General features: G+C 35.4%; 22 protein-coding genes. 2 read left to right on the top strand and 20 right to left on the bottom strand.

What is annotated here, in order from left to right; genetic code table 11:
• Positions 1-257: 257 nt before the first annotated feature.
• The 18 genes from QZN45_RS04610 to mcrB all read right to left on the bottom strand — a co-directional run bounded on the left by QZN45_RS04610 (position 258) and on the right by mcrB (position 14,984).
• On the bottom strand, positions 258-1,508 hold the full coding sequence (locus tag QZN45_RS04610; protein ID WP_292606094.1) for a SufD family Fe-S cluster assembly protein: 1,251 nt from the start codon (positions 1,506-1,508) through the stop codon (positions 258-260).
• Positions 1,477-2,232, bottom strand: coding sequence for an ABC transporter ATP-binding protein (locus QZN45_RS04615; RefSeq protein ID WP_292606092.1), 756 nt, complete (start codon positions 2,230-2,232; stop codon positions 1,477-1,479). The genes QZN45_RS04610 and QZN45_RS04615 overlap by 32 nt, the downstream gene beginning before the upstream one ends.
• 133 nt (positions 2,233-2,365) lie before the next feature.
• Positions 2,366-2,632 carry a PRC-barrel domain-containing protein gene (locus tag QZN45_RS04620; protein WP_292606090.1) on the bottom strand — a complete coding sequence of 89 codons (267 nt, stop codon included), beginning with the start codon at positions 2,630-2,632 and terminating at the stop codon, positions 2,366-2,368.
• Positions 2,633-2,687: 55 nt separating this feature from the next.
• Positions 2,688-3,296 (bottom strand): NTP transferase domain-containing protein, encoded by a 609-nt coding sequence (locus tag QZN45_RS04625; protein WP_292606088.1) that lies wholly within the window; start codon positions 3,294-3,296, stop codon positions 2,688-2,690.
• A gap of 16 nt (positions 3,297-3,312) precedes the next feature.
• Positions 3,313-4,782, bottom strand: coding sequence for a methanogenesis marker 14 protein (locus QZN45_RS04630; protein WP_292606086.1), 1,470 nt, complete (start codon positions 4,780-4,782; stop codon positions 3,313-3,315).
• 157 nt (positions 4,783-4,939) lie between these two features.
• Positions 4,940-5,872: a tetrahydromethanopterin S-methyltransferase subunit H gene (gene mtrH, locus QZN45_RS04635; protein ID WP_296811370.1), complete on the bottom strand. Its 933-nt coding sequence runs from the start codon at positions 5,870-5,872 to the stop codon at positions 4,940-4,942.
• A gap of 13 nt (positions 5,873-5,885) precedes the next feature.
• The gene (gene mtrG, locus QZN45_RS04640; protein ID WP_292606082.1) at positions 5,886-6,128 is read right to left on the bottom strand and encodes a tetrahydromethanopterin S-methyltransferase subunit MtrG; all 243 of its coding nucleotides are present in this window, start codon (positions 6,126-6,128) and stop codon (positions 5,886-5,888) included.
• A gap of 12 nt (positions 6,129-6,140) precedes the next feature.
• Positions 6,141-6,347 carry a tetrahydromethanopterin S-methyltransferase subunit F gene (locus QZN45_RS04645; protein WP_296851901.1) on the bottom strand — a complete coding sequence of 69 codons (207 nt, stop codon included), beginning with the start codon at positions 6,345-6,347 and terminating at the stop codon, positions 6,141-6,143.
• 13 nt (positions 6,348-6,360) lie between these two features.
• Positions 6,361-7,074, bottom strand: coding sequence for a tetrahydromethanopterin S-methyltransferase subunit A (mtrA, locus tag QZN45_RS04650; RefSeq protein ID WP_292606078.1), 714 nt, complete (start codon positions 7,072-7,074; stop codon positions 6,361-6,363).
• Positions 7,075-7,404, bottom strand: a complete 330-nt coding sequence (locus QZN45_RS04655) for a tetrahydromethanopterin S-methyltransferase subunit B (protein WP_292606075.1) — start codon at positions 7,402-7,404, stop codon at positions 7,075-7,077. It lies immediately after the preceding gene.
• A 17-nt stretch (positions 7,405-7,421) separates the two neighbouring features.
• Complete coding sequence (gene mtrC, locus QZN45_RS04660) at positions 7,422-8,237, bottom strand: tetrahydromethanopterin S-methyltransferase subunit MtrC (protein ID WP_292606073.1); 816 nt, start codon at positions 8,235-8,237, stop codon at positions 7,422-7,424.
• On the bottom strand, positions 8,238-8,939 hold the full coding sequence (mtrD, locus tag QZN45_RS04665) for a tetrahydromethanopterin S-methyltransferase subunit D (RefSeq protein WP_292606071.1): 702 nt from the start codon (positions 8,937-8,939) through the stop codon (positions 8,238-8,240).
• A 13-nt stretch (positions 8,940-8,952) separates the two neighbouring features.
• Entirely contained in the window at positions 8,953-9,831 is an 879-nt protein-coding gene (gene mtrE / locus QZN45_RS04670) for a tetrahydromethanopterin S-methyltransferase subunit E (protein WP_292606069.1), read from the bottom strand.
• A gap of 309 nt (positions 9,832-10,140) precedes the next feature.
• Positions 10,141-11,796, bottom strand: coding sequence for a coenzyme-B sulfoethylthiotransferase subunit alpha (gene mcrA, locus QZN45_RS04675; protein WP_296811378.1), 1,656 nt, complete (start codon positions 11,794-11,796; stop codon positions 10,141-10,143).
• A 5-nt stretch (positions 11,797-11,801) separates the two neighbouring features.
• Positions 11,802-12,560, bottom strand: a complete 759-nt coding sequence (gene mcrG, locus QZN45_RS04680; protein WP_296811380.1) for a coenzyme-B sulfoethylthiotransferase subunit gamma — start codon at positions 12,558-12,560, stop codon at positions 11,802-11,804.
• 2 nt (positions 12,561-12,562) lie between these two features.
• Positions 12,563-13,162: a methyl-coenzyme M reductase I operon protein C gene (mcrC, locus tag QZN45_RS04685; protein ID WP_296811382.1), complete on the bottom strand. Its 600-nt coding sequence runs from the start codon at positions 13,160-13,162 to the stop codon at positions 12,563-12,565.
• Positions 13,163-13,168: 6 nt separating this feature from the next.
• Positions 13,169-13,618 (bottom strand): methyl-coenzyme M reductase operon protein D, encoded by a 450-nt coding sequence (mcrD, locus tag QZN45_RS04690; protein ID WP_292881368.1) that lies wholly within the window; start codon positions 13,616-13,618, stop codon positions 13,169-13,171.
• A 34-nt stretch (positions 13,619-13,652) separates the two neighbouring features.
• Positions 13,653-14,984, bottom strand: a complete 1,332-nt coding sequence (gene mcrB / locus QZN45_RS04695) for a coenzyme-B sulfoethylthiotransferase subunit beta (protein WP_292881365.1) — start codon at positions 14,982-14,984, stop codon at positions 13,653-13,655.
• A gap of 485 nt (positions 14,985-15,469) precedes the next feature.
• On the opposite strand from mcrB, the gene mmp10 reads away from it, so the two are divergent.
• Positions 15,470-16,720 (top strand): methyl coenzyme M reductase-arginine methyltransferase Mmp10, encoded by a 1,251-nt coding sequence (gene mmp10, locus QZN45_RS04700; protein ID WP_296801211.1) that lies wholly within the window; start codon positions 15,470-15,472, stop codon positions 16,718-16,720.
• 9 nt (positions 16,721-16,729) lie between these two features.
• Here the strand turns inward: mmp10 and QZN45_RS04705 are convergent, their stop codons facing one another.
• Together QZN45_RS04705 and QZN45_RS04710 are read right to left on the bottom strand one after the other, a co-directional pair.
• Positions 16,730-17,653, bottom strand: coding sequence for a methanogenesis marker 7 protein (locus QZN45_RS04705; RefSeq protein WP_292881359.1), 924 nt, complete (start codon positions 17,651-17,653; stop codon positions 16,730-16,732).
• 62 nt (positions 17,654-17,715) lie between these two features.
• Positions 17,716-18,234 (bottom strand): hypothetical protein, encoded by a 519-nt coding sequence (locus QZN45_RS04710; protein ID WP_292609743.1) that lies wholly within the window; start codon positions 18,232-18,234, stop codon positions 17,716-17,718.
• Between the two features lie 39 nt (positions 18,235-18,273).
• Between QZN45_RS04710 and comB the strand changes: the two genes are divergently transcribed.
• A complete protein-coding gene (comB, locus tag QZN45_RS04715) occupies positions 18,274-18,957 on the top strand; it encodes a 2-phosphosulfolactate phosphatase (protein ID WP_292609742.1) in 684 nt (227 codons plus the stop codon).
• The last annotated feature ends 51 nt before the right edge of the window (positions 18,958-19,008 follow it).

Here is a 19,008-nt window from a genome sequence, read left to right on the forward strand (position 1 = left end):
TTCTCAAAACCAATTTTAAAGTTTTTTAAAAAATTTTAAAATCTTTTTTTAAGGAATACATGTTTAGGTACGCCTTAAAATCACAATTTTATGTACGTAATGAGCTAGCTCAGCATAACATTATGTACTGATTAATATATTTCATTAATAATTAATATAAAGGTTACTTAGAAAAATAAGCCAAAAAGTTTATATACTATAAAACAAATTTTCGAAAATAAGAAAAATAAAGACAAAAAAAGAAAAATTAGATGGAATTACATTCCATCGAGACTCATATCAATCATATTCTGAGTTTGCTCAGCCAATTCATCAGGAAGCCCTGTAATATCCATGTTCAAAAATCCTCTAACAATCATGGATTCAGCATCTTCTTCCTTAATACCTCTGGAAGTTAAATAATTGATTTCATCTTCAGAAATCTTACCTACAGCAGCTTCGTGAGACATTTCAAGATTTGCAGAGCTTGCTTCCAATTCAGGAACCGCATAAATGAAACTATCATCAGATAAAACCAATCCGTGACATTCCAAATGACCTTTAACATCAGGTACAGTTCCAGCCAAATGACCTCTAGCATATATTTTGGATTCATCCTGAGCAACAGCTCTTGATATAACTTCTCCTCTAGCACCTTCAGCATTCAATAAGACTCTTGAACCTACATCAATAATGGAATCTTTTTTACCGCCTTGTATACTTTGGAAAATAGCTCTAGAGTTTTTACCATCACAATATGCAGTAGGAAATGACTGGATAGTGCTTACAGGACTGGTTAAGATATAATTGTTAATATAAGTTGAATCATCCATTAATTTAACACCAGTTCTTGGACGTACTTCCACTTCTTCAGCCCAATTATGAACCATAGTAAATGTTATTTTAGAACCTGGTTTTAAGTACATTTCAGAAACACCAACATGCATTGCAGATGAAATGTCACTGCCTGTCGCACATCCTGTAATCAAATGTAGTTCAGAGTTTTCTTCGGCAATAATAACATTGTGTGCAGTTTGCATAATGTCAGTATCGCTAATGAACATGCAAGCCTGAACCGGCATTACTTCCTTAGTTCCAGGAAGGGACCTTACAAAGTATCCGCTTTTTACGCCATCTTTTTCTTCACGAAGTGCAGTTTTTGCAGTATACTTATCTGCATCCGGTTTGACAACATTCCAAAGATAATCTTCAACCCAACTGTATTTATCCAATGCAACACCAATATTCATTACCTCAATTGAGTCAGACATGGAGTTATTGGTAAAAATATTACTTTGATCAACTTGTAAAAATGATCCAGACCTGTTGTTTTCTTCAGTGTCAACACCGACTTTTAAAAGGTCTTTTTTGGTTTGTTTATTCAAATCATCCAAATCATCAATCATATCCAAAGCATTGACAGTTTCATCAGTGAAATTTTCAATGGTAATATCAGCACCTAAAGCTGCCTTTTTATCTTTTGCTCTTTCTGCATCATTATAAACATTGCGCACACTCAACACATCCATTAAAACCATTTTTTCTAATATCTTCTAAAATTTCAGAAGGATTTCCAGAACAAGAAATTACCCCATCTATTAAAACATGTGCTTTATCTGCACTGACAAAATTTAAAATATAACCTAAATGAGTAATTAAAAGACCACTTCTTTTTCTTGAACGTTGTGGTTTATCTTTATCCAATAAAGTTCCTATTTCAGAAGCCAACAATTCTACATTTTCTATATCTACACCTGAATCAGGTTCATCAAACATAGTGAAATCAGGCATTTGAGCCAATAACTGTAAAATTTCAGAACGTTTTACTTCACCACCGGAAAATCCTAAATTAACATCCCTATCCAAAAATTCATCGCTGAATTTAAGTTGTTTAGCTAATTCTTGCATCCTAGGATTCAATTCTTCATCCATATCCTGATTAGAAACTATTTTTAATAAATCTCTTACTGATACTCCCCTAATGGATGGAGGAGTTTGAAAACTTACACCAATACCTAATTCTACTCTTTCAGCAGTTGTCAAACTAGTAATATCCTGACCTTTAAATTTAATAGATCCTTGAACCACGTTATATTGTGGAAAACCTAAAATAGTTAAAAATAAAGTACTTTTACCAGCACCATTCGGTCCTAAAAGAACATGAGTTTCACCTTCTTCAATTGAAAGGTTGATATCTTTTAAAACTCTTTTACCAGCCACCTCAACGCCTAAATTTTCTATTTCAAGCAACATATAATCACCTTAAAAATAAATATGAATTTGTTATACTAATATAAATTTAATCTACTAAATATAAATAGTTAACACAATATATAAAAAGAGATTAAAAATAAGATAATAATAAATAAAAAAAGAGATAACTGAATTATTCAGTTACAATAATAAATTCGCCAACTTTTTCGACTTTAGCAAAAGGAACTAACAATAAGTCACCATTTCTTTTAGCACCTTTCACATGAATATTACGGTCGCTTTCAACTCTAATAGCAATATCAACAATTTTACCGGTTTTTTCGTTGATAATTAATTCATCCAAAACACCAAGGATGCGAGCATTATTGGTAGCAACCTGATAATTTTTAATTTCACTCCATAATTTTTCTTCTCTTTTTGGAATTTGTTTATTTTCCATGAACTCACCTAGTAAAAATTAAATTTAGTTATATAAATATTTAACTTCATTATATTTAAACATAATATTGATTGTATAATTTTTCAGCAACTTTGCTATCGGGAATAGTATTGATATTTAAAGCCAGTTCGGCTTTTGGAATAATTAACTGGTCTTCATCCTGAACTATATTAATACTTCTTAAAACATTTAAGCCTGAAGGCACATTGCCATTAAATTCATAAGTAAATTCAAGTCCCAAATCTTCAAAAATCTCAACAGGAACAAGAACTGACAAAGCATCTTTATCAGACTTCAAATAATATTTTAAAACATAGTCTATAGTTTCTGTTGAAATAAATGGCAAATCTGCATTAATAAAAAGTAAAATATCTTCACTGGATTGATTTTCAAAATAATCCAAGATAAATGACAAGTCAGTCAAATAATCATCCCCTGACGTATCCAAAATTTGAAAATCATCATCAAGGGAATTCAAGTAATCGATTGTTTCAAGAGTATTGGGACTGACTGCAATAATTAATTTATCAATTAATTTAGATTGATTAACATTATCAATTACATATTTAATTAAAGGTTTATCATGTAATTTGAAAAGAGGTTTTTCACAAGGAACTTTCAGTCTAGTTCCCCTACCTCCGGCCATCAAAATTGCATAAATCATGATAAACCACATTAATTTAAGCGAATTTACCGCCAGCCATTTTCATACGATCTTTAAGAATGCATCTTCCCCCTTGTTTTCCTCCAATAGGGAATTTAGGAGTACCCATTGAATTCATACAACGAGCCATGATTGCTGAACCAAGAGCAAGACCATCTTCAACAAATACTACATTTTCAAACTTATCTTGCACTGCCTGTAAAATAAGTTCAGGTTTTCTACCAGTAATTCCTGCCCTTCCTGTAATACCTAAAGCAGAGCCCGGAACGATGACATTTTCTTCAAATGCAACATCCAAAACCCTTTTAACTATGTTTGTACTAACATAATCCAAAGTTGAAAGTAAGGTTGGAAGACCATCAGCATCATAGAATTGAGCACCCAATTCCATCAATTCAGGTAATTTATCCCCATTAACACCAACATCACAACCAATTAAAGTAGTGCCCGCATTATCTGCAGCAACCGGATTAACTGGAACAGTACCAAACCTTTGAACATCCATTGGAACTTTACGAATATCAATTAATTTATGAGCCTCAAGCGCATTAGCTTCAGCCTTTTTATGATTAGCTTTTTTCATTGCTTTTTCATCATATAAATCTAAAGCCGCTCCATTTTTCTTATCAATTTGACCAGATCCTCTAGCAAGAGAATCGCTTACAACACCCGCAAGCCCTAAAAAGTTACCAACAGTATTTGCATAAGGTTCATTATCATTAACAATACGTCCTGCCAATGTTGATCCGAAATCTAAAGAAACACAAGGGTTTCTATAATCAACTTCAGTCCATTTAGCACCTAATTTAATTCCAGCAGTAACAAGTTCACCTTCCATTTCATTAGCAACTGTTTCTTTACCTTTAGGAGGAACAACACTTACAACAGCCCCATCAAACATGATATTTTCCAAAAGAGAATGTTTCTGTAATCTTTCCGGAAGTTGAGAAATACTCATTGCTGGAGACATCTTACGAGGAGGTATATCTGCTGCAAGACAACCATCTGCAAGTGCAATAATGAGTTGACCCGCTTCTTCTGCAGTTGCAAAACCTGCAGTTACCCCAGTAGATCTAACAACAAAATCCAAATCTTCATCCTTATCTACTTGACATTTTTTAAGAGATTCCAAAACAGTATCTCTAATTAAGTCAGTTACAGCTTCCTTGGAAAGTTCAATTCCCCACACAGTTTTACCAAAAACCTCTTCTGAAGGTTTAGGTGGCCTAATATCACGAGTCATTTTAACTGTTTTATTCAAAAGATAAGATTCACTAGTATTTAAATTAGTAGCCATTACAATAGATTTTGTAGTGGTGTTACCTAATTCAACAGAAGCAGTTACATAAAAAGTATCAGGCTTTTTAACAGCACCAGGACTTGCAGGACCTGCCCTCTGAGCCTTTAATGTAGCCAAATTGCCATCTTTGGAATGGGCAATTATAGGTTTAGGACCTTTATTAAAAATTTTACTTAAAAAAGACATTATTCAACCTCACCAAAATATAAAGTTAATTAATAATCTCTTTTTAAGATAATATAAATTTTATTAAAAAAATCTTTAAAAAAATCACGAAAAATAGTTAAAAAAAATTAAAAAAAGGATTAGATGAAATGAATCATCTAATCGGGACCCTTATTGTTTATAATAATTTGTTAATTGGGTGTTCTTCTACAGGTTCGGTACCGATATCTTTTGCTGCTTCAGCAATCATGATATCTGCCATACCACAAGCAGGGAATGCAAGTCTTGCGTTTTCGATTGGTCCAAAGAGAACGAAGTCTCCTCCAGCCATTTGTTGAACAATGTTAGAACCAATATCACAAACAGGCCATGCTTCTTTGTGTTCTTTTTTGTATCCTCTTAACCAATCCCATGCGGATGGTACGTTGTGAATACCAGATCCTACTGGGTATCCCCATTTAGCTTTTACAGCGTAGGAAGTTCTTACAGCAGGTCCTGCACCTTGACCTAATGGAGTAACTGCTACATCCATGAATGGTTTAGTAATTCCACATTCATCAGCCATTTCAAGGATACCTTGATCAATTACATCTCCACCAGTTTCCCAGATTTCGATTTTTCCTTCTACACCAGCTTTCATTGGGTTGAAACCTAAGAGAATGGATGCGTCGATGTCTGAGTTTTTAACAGCTTCGATTTCACCAGGTTCAGCAGCCATACTTAAAGAGTTGTAAACAGCTCTTTCGCATAATCCTACTTCTTGAACGTATTCTACACCTGCAATTTTAGCAGCAGCTGCAGTTGAATCTATAAGGAAAGGTTTGTCACAGACGTCTCCTACAAATTCTAAGTATTTTACCATAGCGTCTGCAGTAGCACCGAAAGTTTGTACAACACAAGGGTTTCCGGTTACATCGGACATTTCTTCCATAGTTTTAATTCTTTCTTCAGCAGCATCTTTATCAAAGATACCTTCTTTTTCATCACTAATAATATTGTGTCCACCGTAAAAGATTGTTCCTGCTAAAACAGTAGGGTATTCACCAGGTTGCCCTCCCATTTTCATACCAGCAACATCAATGACGAGTTGTTCTTTATCAAATCTTAACATAAATATAAACCTCCTATAATAAGGCAGATAACATTGAAGTTATACCAAATTTTATGGCTACAATTAAAATAATTAAGCCAATTATAATACCATATAATATACCAACATCCCTACCATTTTGTTGGCCTAAACGTTGATAGTATTCACCTACAGTGAAATCAACTTTTTCTTCTGCGTCATCTAATTTTGCAACAATTTGGTTGAAATCATCTGAGGAAACCATGACTTGAGGTATTGAATTATCTTCTTCACTCATAAATAACACCCCTTATAATCCCATTGCTTTTGCAAGTGCAGGAATAATTACGATAAAAAGTAATGCTATGCAAGCACCAATAGCAAATCCTTTAAATCTAGTTGCAAGTAAACCTGCGAATAGTTTACCTTCTCTTGCAAGGAGTTTAGAACTATATTCAGCATCATCTGCTGCGTTTTTCATCCCGTGTATATTTGGTTTATTTGAAATTTGTACCATATTCATCTCCTCCTTAAATCAAGAATAAAATTCCAATTATTAAAGTAAAAGCTAATCCGATCATTATACCTTGGACTTTACCTGCATAATTACCAGCCATATTCCTTTGAACTGCACCGACCATGTCGATTTTAGTGTTTATATCCCTAATTCTTGCTTCAACAAGAGCAGTTTCAGCAGAAACAACTTTGATTGCTTCTCCTTCTTCTTCGTCATCGCCATCATCGTCAACGGAAATAACCATAGCTTCTTCTTCAAAAGCACCTGGATCTTTTTCTACACATTCATTGATTTTTGATTGAATTGCTCCGACATCTTCTGTGTCGATTAAATCAACAATCTCCAATTGTTGTTGGAATCTTTCAACACCATCGAGAGGAACATTTTCTACGAAAGGAATAGCACCAGTTGCACCGATGATTTTCTTTTTGTCAGCATCTGCACCGTTTTCATGTAAAGCTTTAAAACTTTGACCTGTGATGTGACCTTGTACTTCAGCACCAGCTAATATTAAGAAACGAATATTAGGGTTTGAAATAATGTTTGCAACTACTTTTTCTATTCCTAAGTTTTCTGTTTTACATGGACCTGCAATAGCTGCACCAGAAAGTTCAGCTTCAATGTGAGAAGCTAAAGTTGTTACTGCAACTGGGCTTTCTGGATCACCGACAATGTAGTCTCCACTGATAACCGGCCAGCCGTCTGCAGGAGCTTTTTTATCAGCCATCTATAAAACCCCCAATATTTGTAATATAGGTAATGCAGCAAATATGATAAATGAAGCTAATAAGAATCCATATACCATGTTAGTTAATAATCCTGCGGTAACATAAGAACCTTCCCTTCCAGGGAAAGAACCAACAGGACTTGTGTATGGATCTAATGAAGCCATCAATTCATCAGCAGCTAATTCCACTTTTGCTACTTGTTCATTTACATCATCCATAGATAGGAGTACGATTCCTGAACCTAAAGATGAACTTATGAGCCCGGATACTGGGTCATATGCATAATTCATTTCAGGTACAATTTGTACCATAGGTAACATTTGAGCCATATTTAATTCCTCCTAATCTAATTTTCCACTTTAGGCCATAATCCAGCCCATTTGGTTGAAGCTGCATCATTACATGAAGCTTGTACGAATGCTCTGAATGAGATAATCCAACCGATTAAACCAACGATGAATACAATGAACCAACCGAGTCCACCAGTAGTGACAGACATGAGACCAGTAATAGCCATGGATAAAAATGCAGTAGATGCTGCACATTTGAGGGTTCTTACTTGATCTTCGTTAGGTCCTAAACATGCGTTGAATGGGTGTTGGATTGCCATAGTACACATAATAAATAATACAGCAATAAAACCAGTTGCAACAACATTTTCATAAATTGCAGTCATATCAAAAGTACCAGCAATAGCTGCGGAGAATCCTAAAATAGATAAACAAGCAGCACCTGCAATTTCAATAGTACATTGGAGCATAATAGGGATTTTCATACCTACAATTTTAGTTGCGACAAGAGCAATGATTGCACCAATGATAATAGCAATAACTAAACCTGCAACAGGTCCTATTAAAGGCATTTTGATAAGAGTTGCTAAACTAATACCTGCTAAAGATGAGATTACACCTACAGATAAAGACATGTAACCGATAGATGGAACACCAGTACCTAAACCGTAACTTGCTACTCTACGAATAGCGTCAGCACCCCAAACAATAGCGCATACAGCACCAAGAGCACCGAATAATGAACCAATAGTTTCATTTAACATACCGGATAAGTAAATACCGATTAATCCACCGACAATACCTAAAATTAATAAATGAGTTGAGCTAACTGCACCTGCAGCTGCACCATCAGCACTTCCACCAGCAGACATTTAGATACCTCCAGTTAAAATAATACAAAAGATTCCGACAACAATAGATGCGATAGCACATGCAATTGCTCCAGTTCCAATTCTTTTGAATTTTGGATCGTGCATACCTTCAATGGTACCACCAATGTTATAAGAAGCAATTACTGAGTTAATAAAGAACACACCTACACCTAAAATAGCAGCTAAACCAATACTTACAGCAGGGTCAGTTACAAAAGTACTGTCTTGAACAGCTTGATAAATTCCGTAGTAGACTAATCCACCACCAAAACCACCGAAGAGACCTCCAATGAGACCACTTATGAATGAAGTTAAAGGTACACCGTGACCTTCAGTACCAGGGGTTTTGTAAGCTTCTTGATTACGTTTAGTAATCCAGTCTACAGGTACTTTAGATGCAGCAGGAACAATACCTACACCGAAGATGTAGATTAAGTTTGCAATGAGCATAGTAATACCCATCATAATCATAGCACCTATTGCACCACCTATACCCACTATATAGAATGGTTCACCTGTCATAGTTGCAGCAGTAATAAGTCCTGTTAAACCAGCACCAGCAGCTAACATAGCAGTACCGGTACCTACACCAGTAGCTGTTGCCATAGCCGCAGGAGCTCCTCCTACAGGAATAAAGTGCACACCTGCACCAATCATAATACCGCCTATAGCGATGAATAAAATTAATGTAATTGGATCCATAATCGAAACCTCCTTATTCTTCCTCATATGGTCCATATTGGTTTCTTGCAAATACTTCTAATCTATCATCTATTATAATTAATAAGATAATGATTATAATACCAACAATAATACCACCATATACTCCAAATACTACTGTATTCCAGAAACTAAAGAATACAACGAGACCGAAACAGAAACCAGTTAATGGTCCACCAAATTTAGCACAGAAGTTTACTACATCCATTGAGTTTTTAGCACCTAATGGAGCTTTAGTAACAATATCCCCTTGAATAGCTACAGGGGTTCCTCCACCAAATTCGAATTTTTGATACTCACTTTCAGCACCATAATGAACGTCCCCAGTTGAAGATCCAATAGCACCGAGAGCAATACCCCAAAGCATTGCTAAAAGTGGTAATGGGAATACGTGTAATGGGGTACCATTAATAGGAATGGTCATCAAGTAAGAAATTCCAACAATACAAAAACTAGTTATAAATCCGTGACCTACAATAGGTCCTAAAGATTGAGTTAATACATCCATAAATAATGGTTGTTCAAATTGGGATTGTCCAACAATCCTTCCCATGTGGGATGTAACAGTATAAATAGCGTGAACAAAAGCAGCGACACAAGCACCCATTGCAATAGCTACGAGAGGCATCATACCTAAAGACATAACTAATCCTGCAATAGCACCAGCGACACCACACCAAACACCATAAGCGACTGGTTCACCAGAAGCCGCCTTGTTTATCATACGGTGTAAATGTCCCATTTGTGGAGCAAGTTGAACTTGGGAGTTAGGGTTACTTTGAGAACCAATATCAGATTCTAAGTCCTCTGCAGCCCCTCCGATAGTAGCAACTGCACCCATTAATGCAACTACACCTAATGTTACAGGGTCCATAATTTTTTTCCTCCATATTTTTTATTAAATTGATCATTTAATAAACGTGAAATTGATTTTTGTTCCATACAAAAATCATTGAAATCGTAATATCCACCATATTATAATAATACGATGTTTCAGAATTTTTCAAGTAAACTTGATTTTTGTTCCATACAAAATCAAAAACCTCAAAAAATACCTTCCAATATTACTAATTATTATATTTTATATGCTTCAAATATAAATGTTTTGGAATTTTTCAAGTAAACTTGATTTTTATAAAGTGGTAGATAGGTGAAATTAATCACCTATCATGTGTTTTTCTATCTATTTTGCTGGGGTAATAGCAGTTCTTTCACCAGCAGGTTCGAATTCTCTTAATGCACCTTTAGCAAATTCTTCACGTACTTTACTGAAGTCAAAGACTAAGTTTTTGTCAGCAAATGCGATTTTTACTAATGGGTTGAAAGCCCAAGCGTCTCCACGAGCGGAGTGAGGTGCTTGTGCAATACCAGCGTATTCACCTTGGTGACCTACGTTCATTGCGTAGTTAGGATAGTTAGGTCCTCTCATTTCGAGTGGTAAACCTTCATCGTTTCTGATGGAGAATACGTTAGCTGCACCACATTGATCTTGTAAATCGAAACCGTAGAATCCGAGTCTGGAATGTTGTTCTTTGTGTAAGTACATAGCTAAGTACCATGCGCTTAAACCAGTTTGTGCATTTCCAGTAGCAAATGCAGTAGATGCACCAGCAGCTGCGGAAACAACGGATGCTCTTTGAGATCCACCGAAGTGAGTTTCGAGTAAAGCTGGGTATTCTTCGTATTGTTCTAATGCGTAGAATGCTACTTCAGTACCTACATCAAGAACAGTGTCCATGTTGTTAGGTGCTGAGCATAAGTCACCGTATTTGTCTTCGACGTAATCTTTACCGTAGTAGGTGAAGTCGTCTAATACGTTATCGGTGTATGCTGCGGTAGCATATTGAGTAAATCCTACACCACCAGACATGTAAGAACCTAACCAAATTTGGTCGTATAAAGCAGCACCTAAAGCTACTACTTCTAAGGTTGATCTTACAGGGTCATCAGGGTAAGCTCTGGAACCTTGACAGATATCTGCCATGAATCCGAATGGAACTCCACCAAGTTCGTTTTCTGCTCTTGCTCTTCTTACAGGTAAGTAAGTACCCATGTGAATAACTTCTGCGTGTTTGGATGCGTATGCGAAGTCACCAGTAGCTCCTTCACCAGCACATTGGTTGTATGCAGAAATCATGGACATACCAATTTGCATAGCAGACCATCTGGATGTGTTACCACCGTCACAGACTCTTCCTACAATGGATGGAATTCTTACAGCTTGCCAAATAGCTCCGCCAACTTCAGCTTTTAAAGCTTCAGCTTGTTCTTCAGGGAACTCTTTGTTGATGTCTAATACGAATGCTGAGTCAATTTCATCAGCTAATTCGTCGTCACCAGTGAAAACTTTTACATAGGAATCTTGTACTACTAATGGGTCGGTTTCGACCATGTGTTCTTGAACTACTGCTGCACCAGGCATAGCGTGGTTTACAGTTTCTAAGTAATGAGTAATTGTTTCAGGAGTTACTTCAATACCTAATCTTTTTTCAAGAACGTTGTGTGCAGTGTTTAATCCTACAATTACAGTTCTTCTAATATCATCCCATGCTTGTTGAATAGCTGCGTTGTTAACATAGTGTAAATCGTCACCTTCTACAAAAGTATCAGTAGTAGATAATTGGTAAGACATTAAAGCTCTTTGACCTAAAGGAGTACCAATGTCCGGGTTGTACATTGGGATTCCTCTTTTTTCAGCGATTTCTTTACCTTCGTTTACAAATGCAGTTTTCTTTGCAGATTGAGTCCAACCACCCATGTTATAGAATTGGGTTCTTTTTTCGGTTGGGTCTTCTGTGAATTTCTTTTTCATTGCATCTAAGAATTTTTTATCAGCCATGTTATCTACCATCCTGCTTCAGGATTGAATGCACCAAAGGATCTGGTAACGTGTATTCTTTGACAGACTTTTACAGCGTCTACGTCGTCTTTGTATGCTTCACCATCTATTCTGTAAATAGTGGTTTTTCCTCTTAAGGTTTCTTCATCTAATGGTTCACCTAAGACTACAGGTTCGTCTAATTCTCTACCAACTTGGTCTTTTACCATTTCAACATTACCGGTTTCTTTGTTGAATACTTGTCTTCTGAGCATATCGAACATTAAACCGTTTTCATCTAATCTTAAGGAGTGACCGTGTACACCTGCACCTCTAATACCGGTTCTTGCGGTATCGAAGTATTCGGTTTCTAAGAGATATTTTGAGATTCTTTCGATGTCTCTTTCTCTTGCTTCAATAACTTGTCTTCCAGATAATGTACCGGTATCGATTCCTCTAAATCTGCATAAGTAAGATCTAGCTCTTAAGAAAGGTTGAGCTGGAGCGAAGTACATGGAATCTACGAATTGGATGTATCTGATCCTGTCTCCTGCTTTTGCACCATCGATTGGTGCTACTAATTCTCTTACACTGTCATCTGGCTCATCCATTTCATCTAATGGTGGGTGAACTGATTTGTATTCTTCACCTGGAGCTTTGTGACCTAATATTTTTACTACGTCTTCATCAGAAATTTCTCTTAACTTTTCTAACTCGTATTCAGGGTTAGTGAAGTTTCTTCTGTTTTGAGCAACCTGAGAAGTACCTGGATAAATTTGTACCATAATTATGCATCTCCTAATGCTAATTTAACTTTTCTAATAATTTCATCTAATTTGTCCTGTGAAATTGTTTCACCACGGATAACACCTGTAACAATGTCATCAATAGTTCCTGCAGTTTTAATATCGCCTTCATCAGGCATGACTTTGGAAGTTTTTATGCCAATTTTAGCAAAATCTTCACAGTCAACTGGTGATTCGCATATAATTATACAGTGTTTATTGACATTCCTAAGAATTAATCTTGCTTTGTAAATAATATGATTTGCAACACCACCTAAGTGAATAACAAGTAATTTAAAATTACGCATTTGTTCGACTTCCTTATCAGTAAGTCCAAACAAAGTTCCACCGGAAGCGGGAGCATCATGAGGAACGCCTGCACCAGCATTTAAAACCATAGTACTTGTTAAAACATTCGCTTCGCGTAAACCAAATGTAATTTCACAAACCGGTTTTGTAATGTGCCTACGTCCTGGAGACATAGCTACTGCACATACATCAGTACCGCATTCTGCAAAAGTACCTCTTTGAGCAAGGCTTCCGCCTCTACCCATACCGCTTGCTTCCCTACAATCCACTACGTGAGTACAACGTCCTATCATATTGATCTAGTCATCCTTTTTAATTATTTTCACATGGTCTTCGAATGTTGAATATTGATCAGTCATTCCTACTAATTCGTCAGGAATTTCTTTATTACCATATTTAATCCTATCAGTAACAGTTTTTTGTTTTCTGATATAATTTGACCTGTCTTGATTAATATCAAAACCATATGGAATGTGTTTTTCACATATCTGTTCTACTTCCTTAATTGTAGATTCCATAGTAATTTCCAAAAATATTCTGGCTGTTTTAACTTGTAAAACAACATCTTCCCCATTTATCTGAATAACTCTACGTTCCTGATACTGTGGAGGTAAAGTTGCTTCACCTTTTGGGAATCTTGGACCGTGGATAACAGTTCTTTTTACATCTTCAAGTGACTCCAAGTCATTCAATAACTTTTCTGTTGTGTCACTTCCAAGAACTCTGTAAGGAAATATTTCAATATCCATTGTTAGACCTTCAAATTAGATTTGTTTAAATTAATTAGATGTCACCTTTAATTTCTTCAGCTGCAGCTGCAACTGCTTTAATAGGTTCTCTGAATTCATCAATTTGACTGTATACTTCTTTAATTAAACCAGAAGTTGCTTCTGGTGAAAAGAGTTGTGTTCCTGCATCTAATGACATAGCAGCAGCTACACAAGGAATACAGAATCCTTTACTGTGTCTGGTTACAACGTGGTTACCGTTGAAGAGACCAGGACCTCCACCACCGTAAATGGAGTGACTGAAGAAGGAGAATCCTACAGCTACACCTTCTGCTCTACCATAGTCGAGACCAGGTAAACCGGTAGCGAATTCGAGGTTGTCGTTGAAGTATAATAAAGTAGATGGAATACCTTGAGCAGCACGAGCTGCACCTACGTTAACCATAGTTGCTGCAACAGCACCAGCAGCAGCATATGCGTTCCATTTAGCTGCGTCATCAGTGTTGTAAATAGCGAAATCAGTTAATTGTTCTTGAGGAGCAATTACACCATCAGCTTCTGCACGAGCAATAGTTGCTTGTACAATACTACCAACAGTACCTTCAGTTGCGTTATCTTTTACTAAGTCATATACCATGTTATCAGCGTTTAAACCTTGGTAAGCTAAACCTAATAAATGTAATCTTTCAAATGAACCTAAAGCGTCAGCCATTTCAAACATAGCAGTTTGTTCAAAAATAGCAGCTAATGCGGTAGCTTGGAAAGTGTTTTTCAAGGTAGCAGCAGCGAAGTCGTTTGCTTTTACGTTTCTTAAACCGTAACCTGCACCTTCGAGTTTTTGTGGAATGTCTAACATGGTTGCAATGTTAGAACCTTTGTAGTCTACAGATTGTGGGTATCTACCTAATACTGCAGCTTTTACGAAGTTTGCATCGTAAATGTCTACACCACAAACATCAATAACAGATTGTACTAAAGCGGAAGCGCTTGATAATGGAGCTGTAGAATATTCAGCAGCAACATCAATTCTTTTAGTTGGTACTTGTACTAATAACCTTTTTCCTCCGGAAATAGGTGTTACAACAGTATCATCGTCTGCGGAAATTTGAATAATTTCTTTCATTTTGTCTGCGATTGCTTCTGCGTTATCTACAATAGCGAGATCTAATTCTCTTCCTAAGATTCTAGATTTGTCTCCACCAACAGATGCGGTTTTAACAGATTTTTCAAGTCCTTCTAAGTTTACTGCAACAGTTCTTTTTACACCTTTTACGATGCTTTGAATTGCAGGGTTCCTTAATGGACTAATAGCTTCGATTGGTACGTCAGATGCAATTTCGTTGCCTCTATCATCGAATAAATCGATTTTATCATCAAACTTTGCCATTTTTTCCCTCCTAAATAAATAGAGTTTAACTAATATACCACTCTCAATGGTGAAATTTTTTCACCAAATTGAGTTGAGCTACAAAGCAAGTTCTATTGCAATAGCCAGCCATATGGTATACAAATTTTATTTTATAAAAGATATAATATAAAGATTACCTATGAAATAATTTAGAAAAGTTTATAAAGTATAATAAAAGATTTTTGATTTAAGAAAAATACCCCCAAAAGTAATACTTTTTATTTTTAATTAAAATTATTTATATACACAAAAATAGATAATAAATGCATTAAAATTTATTAAAACATTAATACAATTAATTTTTTAAAAATAAAGTTAAAATTACATGAATTATTAAAAATAAAAGAAAATAATAAATTATTACTTTAAGGTTCAATAGTAATAAATAATACTAAAAGTAATAAGAAATTTCTCCAAAAAAAATCGTGAATTTTTATATAAAATAAAAATAAAAATTAAATAATATGCAACTTGTAGCGGATGTTGGAGGTATACCTGGAAGAGATTGTAACGGTTTTTGCAAATACTGTTACTTTAGAAAGGTAAAAGAAGTTAAAAGTTTTGGCTGTGCACATTGTCTACCCAATAAAATAGGTTGTGAAAGGTGCAGCAAAGGAGTTTCCGAAACACAAGGTGATTTTAAAGCACCATTCGAAGTTATGAATGAAGTCCAAACTGCAATGATGATGGCAATGGGACATCAAGGCGAAATTAATGCTTACATCAGTGGCGGAGGAGATATAAGCTGTTATCCACATCTTGAAAGTCTAACTGCCAACCTAAACCAATTTTCAATTTCATCAGTATTAGGATATACCTGCGGAAAAGGAATAACCGACTCTGATATGGCTGCAAGATTAATCAACAATGGCGTTAAAGAAGTTTCATTTACTATTTTTTCATCTGACCCCAAACTTCGAAAGGAATGGGTTAAAGACCCCAACCCTACCGAAGCGCTAAAGGCATGCCAAATATTCTGTGAAAACATTGACTTAACAGGTGCCGCAGTAATTATTCCCGGCGTTAATGATGGTGATGTTTTAAGAGAAACCTGCAACTCATTGGAAGAATGGGGTGCAAAAGGAATGCTTTTAATGAGATTTGCAAATACATTTAACGAAGGGTTAATATTGGGCAACGAACCCATCATAAAAGGCATTGAATCACAGCCTGTTGAAGAATTTGGCGAACTTGTTAAGCAAATAAATTCCGAATATAAGTTTAGAGTCAGCGGAACACCAGTATGCGACCCTGAAACTGGAGGTCCATTTGCAATAGCCAAAGATGAAAATGAAGTATTTCTACAATTTATCAAACCGATTACCGGTGAAGCAACAGTCATTACCTCAAAAATTGCAGAACCGTATCTCACCAAAATATTTTCCAAATTAGAAACAGGAGAAAATGTCAATATTGTTGCATGTGAAAAAGAAATAGCTTGCCTAATTACAAAAGAAGATTTGGAAAAGCTTGATTTAAGTGAAATAAAAGATACTGTAATAATACCAGGACGATCATTTGTCCACCAACTAGATGCTGAAAGAATTTTAAGTGCTGACGGAGTTGAAAGGCTCATCGGCCGTGGCCCAGATACATTAAGCGTTGATGGAGAATTAAGCATAGACATGACTGATGAAAATGTCATTGAAAGAGAATTAGAAGAATTTAATGATCTGGTGGATGCAATAAACTTCTTTGGAATGAGAAGAATTTAAAAAAAAGAGTTAGTTTGAATCCTCAACAAGAGAACTCTCACTATTTATTTTTACTAAGATATAATCATACATGAATGACTTTTTAATTTCGGCAAGTTCAGACAATTTTTTACCATCGATTACAACATCTGCAATCAGATCTGCATATTTGTCATAATTTAACTTTACGCGAACACCATCCAATTGTGAAGTTACTGGAGTTGGAGAAATAACATCCTTAATTTCACTAACTTGATTTTCAATTGCATTTTTAACAACAATGGATGGAACTAATGGTGCATCAAGAGCCATTTCACGTTTTCTATCACTTAATATTTGCTCAATTGTTTCCACCAGTTTATCAAGTGCACGTATATCCGGACCTCTTCTAAGCCTTCTAGGAATTCTGCCTAAACCGCCCACATATGCATCTGCACCAGGAAGTTCATCAACAGAAATGTCTGGAGCTCCGGTAACAATTACTGGAATATCAATATCATCATATAAAAAAGCCTTTTCCTTGATACAATTTTCAAAACTGCCTAATGCAAAAACAGCAATATCATGCTCTTCAATTAATCTTTTTTCTTCTTCGGTGATTCCAGAAGTTCCTTTTCCATCCCCTCTTGCAAGACCAATCATATTATCTTTTGCACCGAATTCCCTCAAATATTCAGATATATCACATGCAGCATGAGGCAAGTGATGCCTTGCCAAAGTTGGTGAAACAATAGCTATTTCAGAACCGGCCATAGGAGCAACAGATAATTTTGCTAAAAGTTCACGGGATTTATCTTCAATTTTGTCAACATCTTCTATAGGGATAGCTATATTTAAAACCAATTCCATCTGTTGAATACTTTCCTGAAGAATGAAACCGCCTAAATCTTCTATCAATTCCTTAATTTCTTCACTTTTGTGAACTCCACCAGTAAATGTTAATGATTCATACATATTAACAACTCTCAAAAAAATGCAATTTCATTGTGTTATTAGAAATTATTATATTTATATTATTATATTAAACTTTCTAAAATAGAATATCTCGCTTCCACTTTTTCAAAAGGGTTTTTAGAAATATTATTATGTGAAGGAATCTTAACTAAATTATCCACTTCCACAACCTTATTTTCCAAATAATCAGGATATATGACATAATCAAAATTTTCACAAACTATATTGAATCCCACATCTCGAACAATATCTTTTAAGAATTCAGAATAGACTTTGACATTAATATCTCTTTTAAAATCTGAAACAAGATATTTTTTAGATAGTTCATAATCATTGAAAAATGTCAATACTTCCTCATCAGACAGTTCATTTCCGCTAATTTTAGAAACTTCTTTTATGCTTTCAAAAATCTGTGAAGATGTATTGATTTTAATTGCTAAAGAATTCATTTTTGTTTTACTTTCTGAAAGTAAAATAGCCAAATCCCCTTCTTCATCATCAGGAAATTTGTTTACAGTATAATCTGAAATTCCCGCCAACCGCACAATTTCTTCACACATTGGTGTTGTGATAATTTTCATGCTTATATATTATATACTAACATCTAAATAAATTACATCATGAAAGTCACATTAAGTCTAGAAACATCAATCAGCACAGATACATCGATAATGGTTGATGCCCTAAGAGCCAGTACAACAATGATTTCTGCATTGAACAAATATGAAAAAGTAATTCCATGCTTTACTCCCGAAGAAGGTTTTAAACTAAAGGATAAATACAGAGGCGTTCTTGCAGGAGAACGTGGTGGTGAAAAAATAGAAGGATTTGACATTGGAAATTCCCCGACCGGATTAAAGGATTACGACAGTGACGAAAGAATTTTAATCCTAACAACAAGCAACGGAACCCGAATCCTTGAAAACATGACATCCCAAGTTCTCATAGGATCACTTATAAATGCAAAAGCGGTTGGAGAAGCATCAACAAAAATGGCTGAAAGCCATATTGATGTTGTTATGGCAGGAGTTAAAGGAGAATTCACTCTTGAGGACTTTTTGGCTGCAGGTGAGATTTTATACTGGATATGTGAAAGTTTAGAAGAATATGAGTTGAATGATTTTGCAAAAGCTGCAATAAATGCTAATAGGGATGACGAGTCACTGAAAGAAGGATTTTACAATTCCCGCTCTGGAAAACGTTTGGCAAAAATAGGATATGAGAAGGATATTGAATATTGTATTCAAAAAAACATTACCAACAATGTGGCAATCTACAAAAATGGAAATATAGTATTACTATAGTCCATTAACATTTTAAAAGGAGCAAGTAATCACCCACATGCGAAAAACTTT

This window comes from uncultured Methanobrevibacter sp. (assembly GCF_900314695.1).
Classification (GTDB): domain Archaea; phylum Methanobacteriota; class Methanobacteria; order Methanobacteriales; family Methanobacteriaceae; genus Methanocatella.